Origin of the sequence: Dyella jejuensis, from assembly GCF_044904675.1 — a bacterium.
Lineage (GTDB): Bacteria > Pseudomonadota > Gammaproteobacteria > Xanthomonadales > Rhodanobacteraceae > Dyella_B > Dyella_B jejuensis.
Map to the genome: position 1 here is coordinate 186,590 of NZ_JADIKJ010000010.1, position 16,400 is coordinate 202,989.

The following is a 16,400-nucleotide window of genomic DNA, read 5'->3' on the forward strand; positions in this document are numbered from 1 at the left end:
TCAGCCAAAGGCTGCCTGCCTGTCGGAATAAGCATGGAAGTAACGATCAGCCGCTCTGCTGTTCCAGGCACATATTGACGCGCTCTCGCAGTTCCTTGCCGGGCTTGAAATGCGGAACATGCTTGCCTGGCAACGCGACGGCATCGCCGGTCTTCGGATTGCGGCCCATACGCGGTGGGCGGTAATGCAGGGCGAAGCTGCCAAAGCCGCGCACTTCGATGCGCTCGCCGCTGGCAAGGGCCTGGCTCATCTGTTCGATAACGTTCTTGACCGCCAGCTCGACGTCGCCAAACGCAAGATGGGTCTGACGCCTCGCCAGCGCCTCAATCAGCTCGGATTTGGTCATGGGTCCCCAATGTCCGTGACGTGGAACGAGTTGGGGCGGCGAAAAACGCCGCCCCACTGCAGGCACTACATCAATCAGCCTTGTTGAGCTGCTCCTTGAGCAGCGCCCCAAGCTTAGTCGTGCCACCGGACGCGGACGAATACTCGGCCATGGCGTCCTGCAGCTCTTCCTCGTCCTTGGCGCGGATCGACAGCGACAGCTGACGTCCCTTGCGATCCATCCCGGTGAACTTGGCTTCGACACTGTCGCCAACTTTCAGATGCTGGGTTGCATCGTCGACGCGCTCCTTGGCGATGTCGCTGGCACGCAGGTAGCCCTCGACGCCGTCGCCCAGGTCGATCACCGCGCCCTTGGCGTCCACTTCCTTGACGGTGCCATTGACGATCGCACCGCGCTGATGGACAGCCATGAAGTGACCGAACGGATCCTGCTCCATCTGCTTGATGCCAAGCGAGATGCGTTCGCGCTCCGGATCCACGGCCAGCACCACGGCCTCGATCTCGTCGCCCTTCTTGAAATTGCGCACCAGGTCTTCGCCGGATGCCTGCCAGGAAATGTCGGACAGGTGCACCAAGCCATCGATACCGCCGTCCAGGCCGATAAAGATACCGAAGTCGGTGATCGACTTGATCTGGCCGGATACCTTGTCGTTCTTTTTGTGCATCGCTGCGAACGCTTCCCAAGGATTGGAGCGCGTCTGCTTGATACCCAGCGAGATGCGGCGACGCTCTTCATCCACGTCCAGCACCATCACTTCGGTCTCGTCGCCGACCTGCACGACCTTGGCCGGATTGACGTTCTTGTTGGTCCAATCCATTTCGGACACGTGGACCAGGCCCTCGACACCGGGCTCGATCTCGACGAAGCAACCATAATCGGTGACGTTGGAAACCTTGCCGAACAGGCGGCTGCCAACCGGATAACGGCGCGAGATATTGACCCACGGATCGTCGCCCAGCTGCTTCAGGCCCAGCGATACGCGGTTGCGCTCGCGATCGTACTTCAGCACGCGCACGTCCAGCTCGTCGCCGACATTGACCACTTCGGAAGGATGACGCACGCGCTTCCATGCCATGTCGGTGATGTGCAACAGGCCGTCGATACCGCCCAGATCCACGAATGCGCCGTAATCGGTGAGGTTCTTGACGGTACCCTTCACCACCGCGCCTTCGGTCAGGCGTTCCAGCAGCTTCTCGCGCTCTTCGGAGAACTCGGTCTCGACGACGGCGCGGCGGCTGACAACGACGTTGTTGCGCTTGCGGTCCAGCTTGATGATCTTGAACTCGAGCGCCTTGCCTTCCAGGTACACCGGATCGCGCACCGGGCGCACATCAACCAGCGAACCGGGCAGGAACGCGCGAACGTCCTTGATGTCGACGGTGAAACCGCCCTTGACCTTGCCGGAGATCATGCCGGTGATGGTCTCTTCCTTGTCGAACGCCTGCTCGAGGTCGTCCCACACCATGGAACGCTTGGCTTTCTCGCGGGACAACTTGGTCTCGCCGAAACCGTCTTCGAGTGCATCGAGGGCAACCTTCACCTCGTCACCCACCTGCACTTCCAACTCACCCTTCTCGTCCTTGAATTGCTCGATCGGGACGATGCCTTCGCTCTTGAGGCCGGCGTTGATCACGACGACGTCGTTGCGGATTTCCACAACGATACCCGTGACGATGGCGCCCGGCTTCAGCTTGGAGATGGCCTGTTGGCTCTGTTCAAACAGTTCGGCAAAACTTTCAGTCATGTTGATTCCAGAAATAAGAAAAGGCCCCAACCCCAATGCGCCGTCGGATGTTTGCGCATGGGCAGGCCCACCGGTTGTGGGTGTGTCGGGATGGCTCCCTCGCACCGTTGACCCAAAACTCCATGCCGCGACATGAAGCACCAAAGCCGCCGTGACCGCTTTACGGTTTCACGACGGCCAAAACATTAGCGACCACATCCTCGATCCCCATGCCGGTGGTATCCACCAGCACCGCATCGCGGGCGGGCTTGAGCGGCGCAACGGTTCGCGAGGCATCGCGGGCGTCACGCGCTTCAATTTCGCTCTGAAGGGATGAAAGTGTAACGCTTAGCCCCTTTTCCTTCAACTGCTTATAGCGTCTTTTCGCCCTTTCGGCAGCACTGGCGGTCAGGAAAACCTTGAACGACGCATCGGGGAAGATCACGGTGCCCATGTCGCGCCCGTCGGCCACCAGCCCAGGCGGCTTGCGGAAGCCAAGCTGCAGGCCCACCAACGCATGGCGGACGGAAGGCACCGAGGCGATCGCCGACGCCGCGGCCCCGGCGGTTTCGGTCCGGAGCTCATCGGTGGCATCATGTCCGTTGACGATCACCCGCGTTTCGCCGTCATTGGGCGCCGCTCGAAACTGGATCTTCGTGGTTTCCGCACAACGGGTGACCGCTTCCGCATCGGACAGGTCCAGCCCGGCCATGCCGGCCGCGTAGCCAACCGCCCGGTACAGCGCACCGGAGTCCAACAGCCGCCAGCCCAGGTGTTCGGCCACCAGCCGGCTGATCGTGCCTTTGCCCGATCCGGACGGTCCGTCGATGGTAAGTACGGGCGCAGGCGGACGTGTTTGCATGGAATGACCTGATGGCACGGGAAGTGCTTAGCTTAACGTGTTTACCAGGGTGCCCCGCGCATGCTTACCCATTTTCAGCCCATGAACCAGCCTTTCCAATCATCCGCCATGAACGATCTGCAAGACCAGTTCAAGCAAGCGGCCGCGGATATCAAGCGATCAGGCGAACGTCCCGACAACGACACCCTGCTGAGGCTTTACGCGCTTTTCAAGCAAAGCACGGATGGCGATGTGCACGGATGCCAGCCAGGCTTCTTCGATTTCATCGGCACCGCCAAGCAGGAGGCCTGGTCATTGTTAAAAGGCATGCCGCAGGAAGAAGCCATGCGGCAGTACATTTCGCTGGTACGACAATTGCTGGATTGAAATCAGGGTGCCGCGCGCGGGCCACTTGCGCCCACGACGCATAGCGGGCACATTCATACGATCGTTTGAAGACGGTCGCCACATGAACTACCCCCACTTGTTTGCCCCGCTTGCGCTGGGTCAGGTCACCCTGCCCAACCGCATCCTGATGGGATCGATGCATACCGGGCTGGAGGACAGGTCCGCCGATTTCGACAAACTCGCCGCTTATTTTGCCGAGCGTGCGCGAGGCGGCGTCGGGCTGATGGTGACTGGAGGCATCGCACCCAGCATCGAAGGATGGCTCAAACCCTTCGGCGGCCGGATGAGCCTGCCCTGGCATAAGCCCCGCCATCGCAAGATTACCGGCGCCGTCCACGCTGAAGGCGGACGCATCTGCATGCAGATACTGCATGCAGGACGCTACGGCTATCACCCGCTGTCGGTGGCTCCCTCTCGCATCAAATCGCCGATCACGCCTTTTACGCCGCGTTCGCTCGACGCACGCGCGGTCGAGCGCACCATCAATGATTTCGTCCGCTGCGCCCGGCTTGCGCAAGATGCCGGCTACGACGGCGTGGAAGTGATGGGCTCGGAAGGCTATCTGATCAACCAATTCATCGCCGAGCGTACCAACCGACGCCAGGACGAATGGGGCGGCGACGCGACACGGCGCATGCGCTTTCCGGTTGAAATCGTTCGGCGCATGCGCGAAGCGGTCGGGCCCGATTTCATCATCATCTATCGCCTGTCGATGCTGGACCTGGTCGAGGGTGGACAGGACTGGCAGGAAATCGTGGCACTTGCCAAGGCCATTGAGGCTGCCGGCGCCAGCATCATCAACACCGGCATCGGCTGGCACGAAGCGCGTATACCGACCATCGTCACCAGCGTGCCGCGGGCCGGCTTCGCGTGGGTCACGAAAAAATTGAAAGGCGAAGTATCGATTCCGTTGATTGCGACCAACCGCATCAATATGCCCGACGTCGCCGAGCAGGTAATCGCCAGCGGCGCGGCGGACATGGTATCGATGGCCCGTCCGCTGCTTGCCGATCCGCAGTGGCCCGCAAAAGCCAAAGCGGGCCGCAGCGAACGCATCAATACATGCATCGCCTGCAACCAGGCGTGTCTCGATCATGTGTTCCAGAATCAGCGCGCCAGTTGCATGGTAAACCCGCGCGCCTGCCACGAGACCGAACTGCGGATCGTTCCTGCCGCCACGCGCAAGCATGTCGGCGTCGTTGGCGCAGGCCCAGCCGGCATGGCCTGCGCGGCTACGCTCGCCGAGCGCGGCCACGAGGTGACGCTGATCGATAGCGCGCAGGACATTGGCGGTCAGTTCAATTACGCCAGGCGCATTCCTGGCAAAGAAGAATTCAGCGAGACCCTGCGCTATTTCCGCCATCGCCTGGCCGATGCTGGCGTACGTCTGCAACTGGGCCAGCCAGCCAGCGCGGCCACTCTTGCCGCCGGCGGATTTGACGAGGTGGTAACGGCAACCGGGATTACCCCGCGCAAGGTGAACTTTCCAGGCAGCGATCATTCCAGCGTCCTTAGCTATCTCGACATCCTTGCGCACAACAAGGTGGCCGGAGCCCGCGTTGCGGTTATCGGCGCCGGCGGCATCGGCTTCGATGTCGCCGAATTTCTCACCGAACCGGCACCCTCCCCCAGCACCGACGTCGAAAGATGGACCCGCGAATGGGGCATCGACCTACATCTGACGCAGCGTGCCGGACTCAAATCACCACAGCCCGAGGCTCCTGCGCGGCAAGTCTGGCTGCTACAGCGCAGTGCGGGACGCCCCGGCGCACGCCTGAACAAGACCACCGGCTGGGTCCATCGCGCCACACTGAAGAACAAACAGGTGACCATGCTCGGGGGTGTCACCTATGAGCGTTTCGACGATGAGGGCCTGCACATCAGCGTAGACGGCAATTCGCAGGTATTGCCCGTCGACCATGTGGTGATCTGCGCCGGCCAGGAGCCAAATCGAAAGCTGGCCGACGAGCTCATCGCCCTAGGCCAGCGTGTACATGTCATCGGCGGAGCCGATGTCGCGGCGGAACTCGACGCCAAACGCGCCATCGCCCAGGGCACACGACTTGCCACGGAGCTTTAAGGGAGCTCCTCAACCGATTGATTCGGAAAGCAGAAAAGGAAGCGCCCCGCTGGCGACGCGTCGGTATGGGCTCTGGGGAGGGAGGCCGAATACCGCGGGGGTAGCGTCGCTGCGGGGCGAGGGTCAACGGCACTCGGGGGGAGGGGGTCAGTGCCGCGACAGGGATATATTATGATCGACCTGATACAGAATCAAATATATATTTAAAGCCCGATTCATATGAAAGTCATATATGTTTGATTTTCGCCAATTGCGCTACTTCATCGCGGTCGCCGAGGAGTTGAGCTTTACGCGCGCCGCGCAACGCCTGCATCTTTCCCAGCCGCCGCTTTCCCAGCAGATCCAGGCGCTCGAACAGGACCTGGGCACTCGCCTGCTGGAGCGCGACAAGCGCAACGTGGCCCTTACCGCGCCGGGCAAACTGTTCCTCGAACAAGCTCGGCAGATTCTTGCGATGGCCGAAGACGCGCGCACCCGAGTGGCCGAGGCGGCGGCAGGATTCAGCGGCCAGCTCAGGCTGGCTTATACGGTCTCAGTATCGTTCCATCCGGCCCTTCCACAGATATTGTTGCGCTCAGGCCAACACGCTCCAAACGTGCAGGTCTTGCTGAGCGAGATGTATACCGAGCCGCAGTTTTCCGCTTTGCGCGCGGGCCAGATCGACGTTGGCTTCGTGCGCGACATGCCTGCCCATGAAGACGATGCCCGCTGCTTGCGGCTGGATGTCATCGATCGCGAGCCGCTACTGCTTGCCCTGCCCGCCGGCCACCGGCTGGCCGGCCGCGATCATGTGGAACTTGGCGAAGCCGCTGGCGAGCCTTTCGTCGTCCAGCCTCGCGAATTGGCCGCCACGCTCTATGACCGGCTGGTGCGACTCGCCGCCAGCGCCGGCTTCCATCCCGTCATCCGCCAGCAAGCCCAGCAACTTAATGGACTGATCGCCTTGGTCGCTGCGGGCATAGGCCTGGCACTGGTTCCGGCCAGCATGCAGGTAGTCAAGCTGGCCGGCGTCAGCTATGTTCCGCTCGCCGATCCAGACGCTCATCTCTTGTTGGCCGTGGCAAGCCGTGCGGAGAATCCGTCGCCAGTGGTACTGCAATTCCTGCAAACCGTCTTTGAGGCCAAGGCGGCGCTGGGCTTGTGATAAATGCTTCAAATCGTTATACTTGCGTGCTTTCTTTGACTCATTTCGCTCCAGGAGCCTGCCGTGAAGGTGCTTTCCTCTTTGAAGTCCGCCAAGCAGCGGCATCGCGACTGCAAGGTTGTGCGCCGTCGCGGTAAAGTGTTCGTGATCTGCAAGAGCAACCCGCGCTTCAAGGCGCGTCAGCGTTGATCGACGCCATGAACCCTTAAAAAGAGCCGCTGCGAAGCGGCTTTTTTTATGCCCTGAACATGGAATCCTTGACTACCTAAAGTTCCTTTTTGGTGCGCCGATGAACATGGAACGAAGCGATGAAACCCAGTCAGGGACGTCATCGAAAATGTCACCGGGATGCAAGGCATCCTGGCCTCTGGGAGGGGCTCGCTATGAACCGTCTACGGACATTGTTCTGGAACTATCGCCGCTTCCGTTCGCGCAGCGAATTGCAGGGACAGATCGAGGCGCTGCACAAGGCACAAGCTATCATCGAGTTCCGCCTGGACGGCACCATCCTGGACGTGAACGAAAATTTCCTGCGGACCATGGGTTATGAACGCAAGGAGGTGATCGGCAACCATCACCGCATGTTCGTCGATCCGGTCGAGCGCGAAGGCGACAACTATAAGAAATTCTGGGAACGCCTCGGCTCAGGCGAGCATTACACAGGGCAATACAAACGCATGGCCAAGGGCGGCCGCGAAGTATGGATCCAGGCCAGCTACAGTCCGATCTTGGACCGGCGCGGACGCCCGTTCAAGGTGGTCAAGCATGCGATCGACGTGACCGCGCAGCGTTTGCAAACGGCCGATATGGAAGGCCGTCTCGCCGCGATCAATCGTGCACAGGCGGTGATCAGTTTTGATCTTGATGGCACCATTCTCGACGCCAATGACAATTTCCTTGCCACGCTCGGTTATCAGCGCGAGGAAGTAGTCGGTCGTCACCATCGCCTGTTCGTGGACGCCGCCACGCGCGAAAGCGAAGCCTATCGCGAATTCTGGGCCCGCTTGCGCGAAGGCGAATACAACGCGGGCCTGTTCAGCCGTGTCCGCAAGGATGGTACGGAAGTTTGGATCCAGGCTACTTACAATCCCATCCTGGATATGACCGGACGGCCTTTCAAGATCGTCAAATACGCTACCGACGTCACTGAGCAGACACGGGCCGTACAAACCCTGCAGAGTGCACTGGGTTCGCTCTCGGAAACCGTGCCGGCCATTGCCAGCCAGGCCTCGAACGCGAGGAGCCTGGCCAATGATGCCAGCAGCAGCGCAAGCTCTGGCGGATCCATGGTGAACGAGCTGGTCGGTACGATCAGCGATATCAACCAGCGCGCGCAAAGCATGGCCGAAATCATCGGGGTGATGGATTCCATTGCCTTCCAGACCAATATCCTGGCGATCAATGCGGCGGTGGAAGCAGCGCACGCTGGCGAGCAAGGCCGTGGCTTTGGTGTAGTGGCACAGGAAGTCCGCGCATTGGCGCAGCGGAGCGCGCAATCAGCACGCGATATTCGCGAGCTGATCCAGAACGCCGTCGATTCGCTGGCCGAAGGCAGCCAGCGCGCAAGGCAGGCCGGCGAGGCCATGCATGCCATCGTGGCTTCGGCGCTGCAGGTGAACGAGCGGGTGGGACAAATCGCGAACGCGGCGGACTCACAAGCCAGCGGCATCGCCCAGGTCAATCGCGCCATCGAGCGGTTGCGTGCCGGTCATACAGCGACGGCTTAGTGATTGCGGCCGGCGGCATACATAGCCCCGCCGGCCAGTCCTTTTATTCGTAACTGACGCCCGTAATTTCGTAGTGCTTCACGCCATTGGGCGCCGTGAACTCGAAACTGTCGCCAGCGCTCTTGCCGATCAGGGCACGCGCGATCGGCGAGGACACGGCGATCAGGCGCTGCTTGATGTCGGCTTCCAGGTCGCCGACGATCTGATAGGTCACCGCTTCGCCACTGTCCTCATCTTCCAGATCCACGGTCGCGCCGAACACCACCTTGTTGCCGGGACTCAAGCGCGACACATCGATTACTTCCGCAGTCGACAACGCCGCTTCCAACTCGGCGATGCGCCCCTCGATGAAGCTCTGCTGTTCACGCGCCGCATGGTATTCGGCGTTTTCCTTGAGGTCGCCGTGCGCGCGCGCTTCGGCAATGGCCGCGATGATTTTCGGCCGTTCGACTGACTTCAGGCGCTCGAGCTCGCCGCGCAGGCGTTCCGATCCGACTTTGGTGATGGGGGCGCGACTCATGCGCTCAGCTCCTTGTGAAGTTCCTGCAGGCTATGCACTTCGCCGTTATCGTGGAAATCCAGCGAATGCACCAGCGCACGCGCGCCTGCCACGGTGGTGGAATAAGTAACGCGATGCTGCAAGGCTTCGCGCCGGATCGAGAACGAGTCAGCGATGGCCTGCTTGCCCTCGGTGGTGTTGACGATATAGACAATTTCGCCGTTCTTGATCAGATCGACGATGTGCGGCCGGCCTTCCAGCACCTTGTTGATGCGCTCGCAGATAACGCCGTGCGCGGTGAGATAAGTGGCCGTGCCCGATGTGGCGACCAGCGTGAACCCGCGCGCGGCAATGTCCTTGGCAACCGTGAGCAGGCGCTCTTTGTCGGCATCACGCACTGAGACAAACACCTTGCCCTTCGGCGGCGTCTTGATGCCGGCCGCGTCATGGCCCCGCGCGAAGGCAGCACCGAAGCTGCGGCCTACGCCCATCACTTCGCCGGTGGAGCGCATTTCCGGACCAAGGATCGGATCGACATTCTGGAATTTCAGGAACGGGAAGATCGCTTCCTTCACGGAGTAGTAATCCGGAATCACCTCGCGAGTCGTGCCTTGCGCCGCCAGGCTGCGGCCCGCCATGCAGCGCGCGGCGATCTTGGCAAGCGCGACGCCGGTCGCCTTGGAGACGAACGGCACGGTACGCGAAGCACGCGGATTTACTTCCAGGATGAAAACGGTATCGCCCTGGATCGCGAACTGCGTATTCATCAGGCCGATGACCTTGAGCTCCTTCGCCATCAAGGCAACCTGGCGACGCAGTTCGTCCTGCACCGCAGGCGTGAGCGAATACGGCGGCAGCGAACAGGACGAATCGCCGGAATGCACGCCGGCTTCTTCGATGTGCTCCATGATGCCGCCGACCAGTACATTGCCCTCCTGGTCGGCGATGATGTCGACATCGACCTCGACAGCATGGTCGAGGAAGCGGTCGAGCAGCACCGGCGAATCGTTCGACACCTGCACGGCCTCGCGGATGTAGCGCGCCAGATCGGCATCGTCGTACACCACTTCCATGGCCCGTCCACCCAACACGTAGCTTGGGCGCACGACCAGCGGATAGCCGATCTCGCGCGCGAGCGCCAGCGCTTCGTCGGCATTGCGCGCGGTGCGGTTCGGCGGCTGGGTCAGGCCCAGCTTGCTGATCATTTGCTGGAAGCGCTCACGATCTTCGGCCAGGTCGATCGAATCCGGCGAAGTACCAATGATCGGCGCACCGGCCGCTTCCAGCGCTCGCGCCAACTTCAGCGGCGTCTGCCCGCCGTATTGCACAATGACGCCCTTGGGCTTTTCCAGATCCACGATCTCCAGCACGTCTTCGAGCGTCAGCGGTTCGAAGTAGAGGCGATCGGAGGTGTCATAGTCGGTGGAAACCGTCTCCGGGTTGCAGTTGACCATGATGGTCTCGAACCCGTCCTCGCGTAGCGCCAGCGCCGCATGCACGCAGCAGTAGTCGAATTCGATACCCTGCCCGATCCGGTTCGGGCCGCCGCCGAGCACGATGATCTTGTCGCGGTTGCTCGGGTTGGCTTCGCACTCTTCCTCGTAGGTCGAATACATATACGCAGTGGTCGTGGCGAACTCGGCCGCACAGGAGTCCACGCGCTTGTATACAGGGCGCACGCCGAGCGTGCGGCGCAGGTGACGCACGGCCGTTTCGTCGGTCCTGGTGAGCTCCGCCAGGCGTGCATCGGAAAAGCCCAGGCGCTTCAGCTCGCGCATGCGTGCTGCGTCGAGCGCGGTCAGGCCCTGCTCCTGCACTTCCTTCTCGGTCAGCACGATGTCTTCGAACGCAGCAAGGAACCATGGATCAACGTGGCTCAGATCGTGCACTTCTTCCAGCGTCAGGCCGGCGCGGAACGCATCGGCCAGATGGAACACGCGATCGGGACGCGGCTCGCGCAACTCGCGCTTCAGTGTCGCCAGGCCATCGTCGGTGCCGATATCCAGTCCGGTCGGATTCAGGCCGGTCTTGCCGATCTCCAAACCACGCAGCGCCTTCTGCAGCGACTCATGGAAGCTGCGGCCCATCGCCATCACTTCGCCCACCGACTTCATCTGGGTGGTGAGGCGTGCGTCGGCCTGCGGGAATTTCTCGAAGGCAAAGCGCGGGATCTTGGTAACTACGTAATCGATGGTCGGTTCGAACGAGGCTGGCGTGCGTCCACCAGTGATGTCGTTCTTGAGTTCGTCCAGCGTATAGCCGACGGCGAGCTTGGCCGCGATCTTGGCGATCGGGAAGCCGGTTGCCTTGGAAGCCAGCGCCGACGAACGCGAGACGCGCGGATTCATCTCGATCACCACCACGCGACCGGTATCGGCGTTTACGCCGAACTGCACGTTGGAACCGCCGGTATCCACGCCAATCTTGCGCAGCACCGCGATCGAGGCATCGCGCAGGCGCTGGTATTCCTTGTCGGTCAGGGTCTGCGCCGGGGCTACCGTGATCGAGTCGCCGGTGTGCACGCCCATCGGATCGAGGTTTTCGATCGAACACACGATGATGCAGTTGTCCGCCTTGTCGCGGACCACTTCCATCTCGAATTCTTTCCAGCCAAGCACGGACTCTTCGACAAGCACTTCATGCACCGGGGAAAGCTCCAGGCCGCGCTTGACGATTTCTTCGAATTCCTCGCGGTTGTACGCGATACCGCCACCCGATCCGCCGAGCGTGAAGCTCGGCCGGATAATGGTGGGATAGCCGACGGTAGCCTGGATCTCGACCGCCTGCTCGAACGAGCGCGCTACCGCGGCCTTCGGGCACTCAAGGCCGATCTCGGACATCGCTACGCGAAACAGTTCACGGTCTTCGGCCATGCGAATGGCTTCGCGCGAAGCGCCAACCAATTCCACGCCATACTTTTCGAGCACGCCGTGGTCGGCCAGGTCGAGCGCACAATTAAGACCGGTCTGGCCGCCCATGGTCGGCAGCACCGCATCGGGACGTTCCTTGGCAATGATGCGCTCCACCGTCTGCCAGTTGATCGGCTCGATGTAGACGGCGTCGGCAGTCTCCGGATCGGTCATGATCGTGGCGGGATTGGAGTTCACCAGGATCACCCGGTAACCCTCTTCCTTGAGCGCCTTGCAAGCCTGCGCGCCGGAGTAGTCGAACTCGCAAGCCTGGCCGATGACGATCGGACCGGCGCCGATGATGAGGATGCTCTTGATATCGGAACGCTTAGGCATGCGTGCGGCTCTCCTGCATCAGCTTGGCAAAACGGTCGAACAGGTAGCGCACATCCAGCGGACCGGGACTTGCTTCCGGATGGCCCTGGAAGCAGAAAGCCGGACGATCGGTCAACGCGAAACCTTGCAGCGAACCGTCGAACAGCGAGGTGTGGGTAATGCGCACGTTGGCGGGCAGCGTGCCGGGATCCACCGCGAAACCATGGTTCTGGGAGGTGATCAGCACACGGCCGTCGTCGTGGTCCTTCACCGGATGGTTGGCGCCGTGATGGCCGAACTTCATCTTCAAGGTCTTGGCACCTACCGCCAGGCCCATGATCTGATGGCCAAGGCAGATACCGAACAGGGGCATCTTCGCCGCCAGGAACTGGCGCGTGGCGGCAATGGCGTAATCGCACGCGGCCGGATCACCGGGCCCATTGGCAAGAAATACTCCATCGGGCTTCATCGCCAGCACGTCGCTGGCTGCCGTCTGCGCCGGCACCACGGTGATCTCGCACCCGCTCTCGGCCAGCAGGCGCAGGATGTTGCGCTTCACGCCGAAATCATAGGCCACCACCTTGAAGCGTCGATCCGGTCGGCTGAACGCGGTGCGGTCGAGGTCGTATATGCCTTCGTCCCAGATGTACGGCTTATCGACACTGACCACTTTGGCCAGATCCATGCCGTTCAAGCCAGGGAAAGCGCGCGCCCTGGCCAGTGCGGCGTCGGCGTCGACCGTTTCGCCGGCCACGATGCAACCGTTCTGGGCGCCTTTGTCGCGCAGGATGCGGGTCAAGCGCCGCGTGTCGATGCCGGCGATCGCCACGATACCGTGACGCTTGAGGTAGTCAGGCAGGCTTTCGCTGCTACGCCAGTTACTGGCCCGGCGCGGCACATCGCGCACAATCAGGCCGGCGGTGTGCACGGTGCTGGATTCTGCGTCTTCGGCGTTACAGCCGGTGTTACCGATATGGGGATAGGTCAGGGTGACGATCTGGCGGGCATAGGATGGATCGGTGAGGATCTCCTGATAGCCCGTCATCGCCGTATTGAAAACCACTTCGCCAACGGTTTCGCCAAACGCGCCAACGGCGTGGCCGTGGAACACGCTGCCGTCTTCGAGGGCAAGCAGAGCGGGAATGGGCATGGGGCCGCCTTTAAGGGTGCAGCAAAGCCCGCAAGCCGCGCGGAAGCAGGCTTGTGGACCTTGGGTCAAGGAAAGTCTCGGGCGGGTAGAAATGATAGGTGGCGAGCGGCGTTCTGTCCACCGCAACCGATAGCAAAAGCGCTGTCCCGCAAGGCATGTATGCCGCGCTCGCGCTAGACTGGCGGCAACTTAGCCAGGGAAGCTACGAAACTCCATGAACGCCACCGTCCTGCTCGATCCTATCCGTCTCGATCGCCCGGATACGGACATACGCGAGCAACCGTTTCCGTTCATGATTGCGCACGGGCAATTGCCGGACGAGGCGCGCGCCGATCTGGAGCGGGATTTTCCCAGGTACGCCAGCGCCGGTTTCTTTCCTTACGACCCTTCGGACTGCGGACCTTCGATCAACGCCCTGGTACAGCAATTGACCACCCCGGAATTCGCCAGCGCGATCGGCCGTTACCTGGGCATCCAGGACCTCGGCGGATATCCCACGCTGGTGACCCTGTGCCGCGCACTGAACAAGCGCCACGGCACCATCCACACCGACAGCCGCTCCAAGGTCGCCACCGCCCTGCTCTACTTGAATACGCAATGGCCGGATACCAGCGACGGTTGCCTGCGCTTCCTTAATCGCATCGACAACATCGACGATCTCGTCGTACCCGAACTCAAGCCGCTGTACGGCGAATTTGCCGTATTCAAGCGCTGCGACAACTCCTTCCACGGCCATCTGCCTTACGAGGGCGAGCGACGGGTGATACAGGTGGCTTGGCTGACCAGCGAAGACGAGAAGCTGCGCAAGACCAAGCGCGGCAAATTCTCGCGCACCTTCAAGAAGCTGTTTGGCGCGCTGGATCGAAAACTCGGTGCGGGCCGCGATCGCAACGCGGCGCACAAGACGCGCGACGCCTGAACAGTCGCACCAACCGAACGGACCGGCTCACCGCGCTGGCAGCGATGCGCAGGAGCGGCGGCGCATACCGCGAAAGGTATCAGGTCAGGACATGCCAGCCCACGTAGAGGGCAAACACGGCGTAAAGCAAGCCCACCGGTACCAGCTTGCGTCCATCGACGCGCCCCCGATGGAACAGCCACCACAGGTAGACGATGGCGATGGTGGTGATGACGCCCGACACGATCAGCGGCCGGTCGAACATCCATGGCGTAGCAAACAAGGCCAACGCGCTTGGAATGGTGGCCTGGATCATCATCGCGCCGGAGATGTTGGCCAATGCCAGACGCTCCTTGCCCTGGCGTACCCAGATCAGCGCATTCATGGTTTCCGGCAATTCGGTGGCAACCGGGCTGAGCACCAGCGCCACCAGATGCGGAGGCATATGCATGGCGGCGCCAATGCTTTCGATCTGCCCTACAAACACATGCGACGCGAAAGCAATCACCAGTAACGCCAAGACCGTCTGCAGCAGCACCATCTTGAGCGAGGGTGTTGCGGCGTCGCGCTGAAACATCAGCGGCTCAAGCGGTTCATGATCCGCACCGTCATCGCCATGCTTCAACTCGCGCCATACGTAGAAAACGTAGGCGGCTAGAAACAACACACCCAGCCACGGTTTGAAGGCGAAAGCGACCAGGCCAAGGCCGCATTTCACCACGAAGATCGACAGGAACCACAGCTGATCCCGCGCGAGCCGCGCATGCTCCACCTGCACGCACAGATCGTTTCGCCCCAGGCGCCGGCGGTTGCTCCACAACGCAATCCCGACGACCGCGTAGGCAATGGTGGCAAGCACCAGGGGACCACCCAGTGCTGCGCCAACCCCGATGTCCCGCACCTGTGCGGTTCGCCCCAAAATTACCGCTACGAAAGTTACCGCGCTCTCCGGCAGCGCCGTACCGAACGCAGCCAGCACCGTGCCCGTGGCAGTCGCGCCAAAATCGAGCTTGTGTCCCAGCCATTCGATGCCGTTGACGAAATACTCGCAGGCCAGATAGATGGCTCCGGCGGAAAGCAGGAACAACAGTGCGACGACGAGCATGGACGCTTCCTGGCCGGGCGAACGAAAAACCCATGGCACACGCGCACGGCTTGCCCGGCCTGGGTAAGTCGTGTCGTGGCCAAAGGTCTCGCCGGACCATCGCTGACGCAACCGCCTGCGATAACCATCCGCGCCATGAAGCAACCGGCTTCAAGTATGTTGACGCGGATTCCCCGAAGCACGACCTGTCGGCTCGATGCGTCGAGGATGGCTACTCCCCAATGACAACGCGAGGGATGGTACAGGCCTCTACCACTGCAGACAACGCTTGGTCGCCCGGCGCGGGCGAACGGGCGCGCGCTGGGCGCGCCAGCGCTGGGAAAAGCGTGTATTGGAATAACGGGCCTGCGTTGGGCCAACCGGGTTGTCAGGAACGGCGCGACTGCAGCATGTCATCGATGCCATAACTGCCATGCCCTTGCTTGACCAACCACGCGGCCGCCTCCAGCGCGCCGCGCGCAAAGATGGAGCGGTCCGTAGCGCGGTGGCTCAGTTCGACCCGCTCGCCCTGCCCGAACAGCAATGCGGTGTGCTCCCCCACCACGTCGCCCCCACGCACGACCGCGAAGCCGATGCTGCCGTGACGACGTATACCTGGACGTCCTTCGCGCGTGTAGACACCCGCCTGCTCCAGGCTGCCGCCGCGCGCGGCCGCCGCAGCATGGCCCAGCGCGAGCGCCGTGCCTGACGGCGCATCCTCCTTGCGGCCGTGATGCGATTCGACGATTTCCAGATCCCAGTCAGGCAGCGCCGTGGCCGCTTCGCGCAACAGGCGGGTCAGCACGGCAACGCCCAGGCTGAAGTTGGCCGCGCGCAAGATTGCGATGCGCTTGCTTGCCTGATCCAGCGTTGCCTCGAGGGCAGCGTCGATACCCGTGGTTCCGGTGACCAGCGCAATGCCATGCTCGGTGCAATGTGCCAACGCGATGGCAAGACCATCCGGCCCGCTGAAATCGACCATGGCATCGACAGGCGGCATAGCGTTCCAATCATGCGAATAACGCAGGGCATCGACCTGTTCGCCGAACACCGGCACGCCATCGTGCACGGAGCCTACCCGCACTATGGCGCGTACCAGCTCGAAGCGTTGGTCCTCGCGTACCAATGTGAGCAATGCTTGGCCCATGCGACCAGAAGCGCCATTGATGGCCAGGCGGATGGCTTGCACCATGGATGTATTCCTTATCGTCCCGGGCGGGAGTCGATTAGCCCTGTCCGGGCGCGCTGGGCTCAGCTTAGTTCAATGCATGCATGT

Annotated in this window: 13 protein-coding genes, 2 pseudogenes and 1 riboswitch; of the genes and pseudogenes, 7 read left to right on the top strand and 8 right to left on the bottom strand. The window is 61.8% G+C overall.

What is annotated here, in order from left to right:
- Window positions 1-46: 46 nt before the first annotated feature.
- The 3 genes from ISP15_RS10405 to cmk form a co-directional block, all read right to left on the bottom strand.
- Window positions 47-403, bottom strand: a complete 357-nt coding sequence (locus ISP15_RS10405) for an integration host factor subunit beta (protein ID WP_404547273.1) — start codon at window positions 401-403, stop codon at window positions 47-49.
- 13 nt (window positions 404-416) lie between these two features.
- Complete coding sequence (rpsA, locus tag ISP15_RS10410; RefSeq protein ID WP_404547237.1) at window positions 417-2,090, bottom strand: 30S ribosomal protein S1; 1,674 nt, start codon at window positions 2,088-2,090, stop codon at window positions 417-419.
- A gap of 160 nt (window positions 2,091-2,250) precedes the next feature.
- Complete coding sequence (gene cmk, locus ISP15_RS10415; protein ID WP_404547238.1) at window positions 2,251-2,931, bottom strand: (d)CMP kinase; 681 nt, start codon at window positions 2,929-2,931, stop codon at window positions 2,251-2,253.
- 108 nt (window positions 2,932-3,039) lie between these two features.
- Here cmk and ISP15_RS10420 point away from each other — a divergent pair, with 108 nt between their 5' ends.
- From ISP15_RS10420 to ISP15_RS18630, 6 genes and pseudogenes are all read left to right on the top strand, one after another.
- The gene (locus ISP15_RS10420) at window positions 3,040-3,297 is read left to right on the top strand and encodes an acyl-CoA-binding protein (protein ID WP_404547240.1); all 258 of its coding nucleotides are present in this window, start codon (window positions 3,040-3,042) and stop codon (window positions 3,295-3,297) included.
- A gap of 82 nt (window positions 3,298-3,379) precedes the next feature.
- Window positions 3,380-5,398 (top strand): oxidoreductase, encoded by a 2,019-nt coding sequence (locus ISP15_RS10425; RefSeq protein WP_404547241.1) that lies wholly within the window; start codon window positions 3,380-3,382, stop codon window positions 5,396-5,398.
- A gap of 232 nt (window positions 5,399-5,630) precedes the next feature.
- On the top strand, window positions 5,631-6,542 hold the full coding sequence (locus ISP15_RS10430) for a LysR substrate-binding domain-containing protein (protein ID WP_404547243.1): 912 nt from the start codon (window positions 5,631-5,633) through the stop codon (window positions 6,540-6,542).
- Between the two features lie 63 nt (window positions 6,543-6,605).
- Complete coding sequence (gene ykgO, locus ISP15_RS10435) at window positions 6,606-6,731, top strand: type B 50S ribosomal protein L36 (RefSeq protein WP_008215056.1); 126 nt, start codon at window positions 6,606-6,608, stop codon at window positions 6,729-6,731.
- A 194-nt stretch (window positions 6,732-6,925) separates the two neighbouring features.
- A pseudogene (locus tag ISP15_RS18625) lies at window positions 6,926-7,702 on the top strand (PAS domain-containing protein); the annotation flags it as partial.
- A gap of 144 nt (window positions 7,703-7,846) precedes the next feature.
- A pseudogene (locus ISP15_RS18630) lies at window positions 7,847-8,269 on the top strand (methyl-accepting chemotaxis protein); the annotation flags it as partial.
- 43 nt (window positions 8,270-8,312) lie between these two features.
- Here the strand turns inward: ISP15_RS18630 and greA are convergent.
- The 3 genes from greA to carA are packed head-to-tail and all read right to left on the bottom strand — an operon-like array spanning window position 8,313 to window position 13,142.
- Entirely contained in the window at window positions 8,313-8,789 is a 477-nt protein-coding gene (gene greA, locus ISP15_RS10445) for a transcription elongation factor GreA (protein ID WP_404547245.1), read from the bottom strand.
- Window positions 8,786-12,013, bottom strand: coding sequence for a carbamoyl-phosphate synthase large subunit (gene carB / locus ISP15_RS10450; RefSeq protein WP_404547246.1), 3,228 nt, complete (start codon window positions 12,011-12,013; stop codon window positions 8,786-8,788). Before carB ends, greA begins: the two co-directional genes overlap by 4 nt.
- Window positions 12,006-13,142: a glutamine-hydrolyzing carbamoyl-phosphate synthase small subunit gene (gene carA / locus ISP15_RS10455; protein ID WP_404547247.1), complete on the bottom strand. Its 1,137-nt coding sequence runs from the start codon at window positions 13,140-13,142 to the stop codon at window positions 12,006-12,008. The genes carB and carA overlap by 8 nt, the downstream gene beginning before the upstream one ends.
- Window positions 13,143-13,356: 214 nt before the next feature.
- On the opposite strand from carA, the gene ISP15_RS10460 reads away from it, so the two are divergent.
- A complete protein-coding gene (locus ISP15_RS10460) occupies window positions 13,357-14,061 on the top strand; it encodes a 2OG-Fe(II) oxygenase (RefSeq protein ID WP_404547248.1) in 705 nt (234 codons plus the stop codon).
- 79 nt (window positions 14,062-14,140) lie between these two features.
- Here ISP15_RS10460 and ISP15_RS10465 read toward each other — a convergent pair whose 3' ends face one another.
- Both ISP15_RS10465 and dapB read right to left on the bottom strand, forming a co-directional pair.
- Window positions 14,141-15,145 (bottom strand): sodium:calcium antiporter, encoded by a 1,005-nt coding sequence (locus ISP15_RS10465; protein ID WP_404547249.1) that lies wholly within the window; start codon window positions 15,143-15,145, stop codon window positions 14,141-14,143.
- Between the two features lie 93 nt (window positions 15,146-15,238).
- Window positions 15,239-15,377: riboswitch (yybP-ykoY riboswitch) on the bottom strand.
- Window positions 15,378-15,512: 135 nt separating this feature from the next.
- Entirely contained in the window at window positions 15,513-16,316 is an 804-nt protein-coding gene (gene dapB / locus ISP15_RS10470; RefSeq protein WP_404547250.1) for a 4-hydroxy-tetrahydrodipicolinate reductase, read from the bottom strand.
- Between the last annotated feature and the right edge of the window lie 84 nt (window positions 16,317-16,400).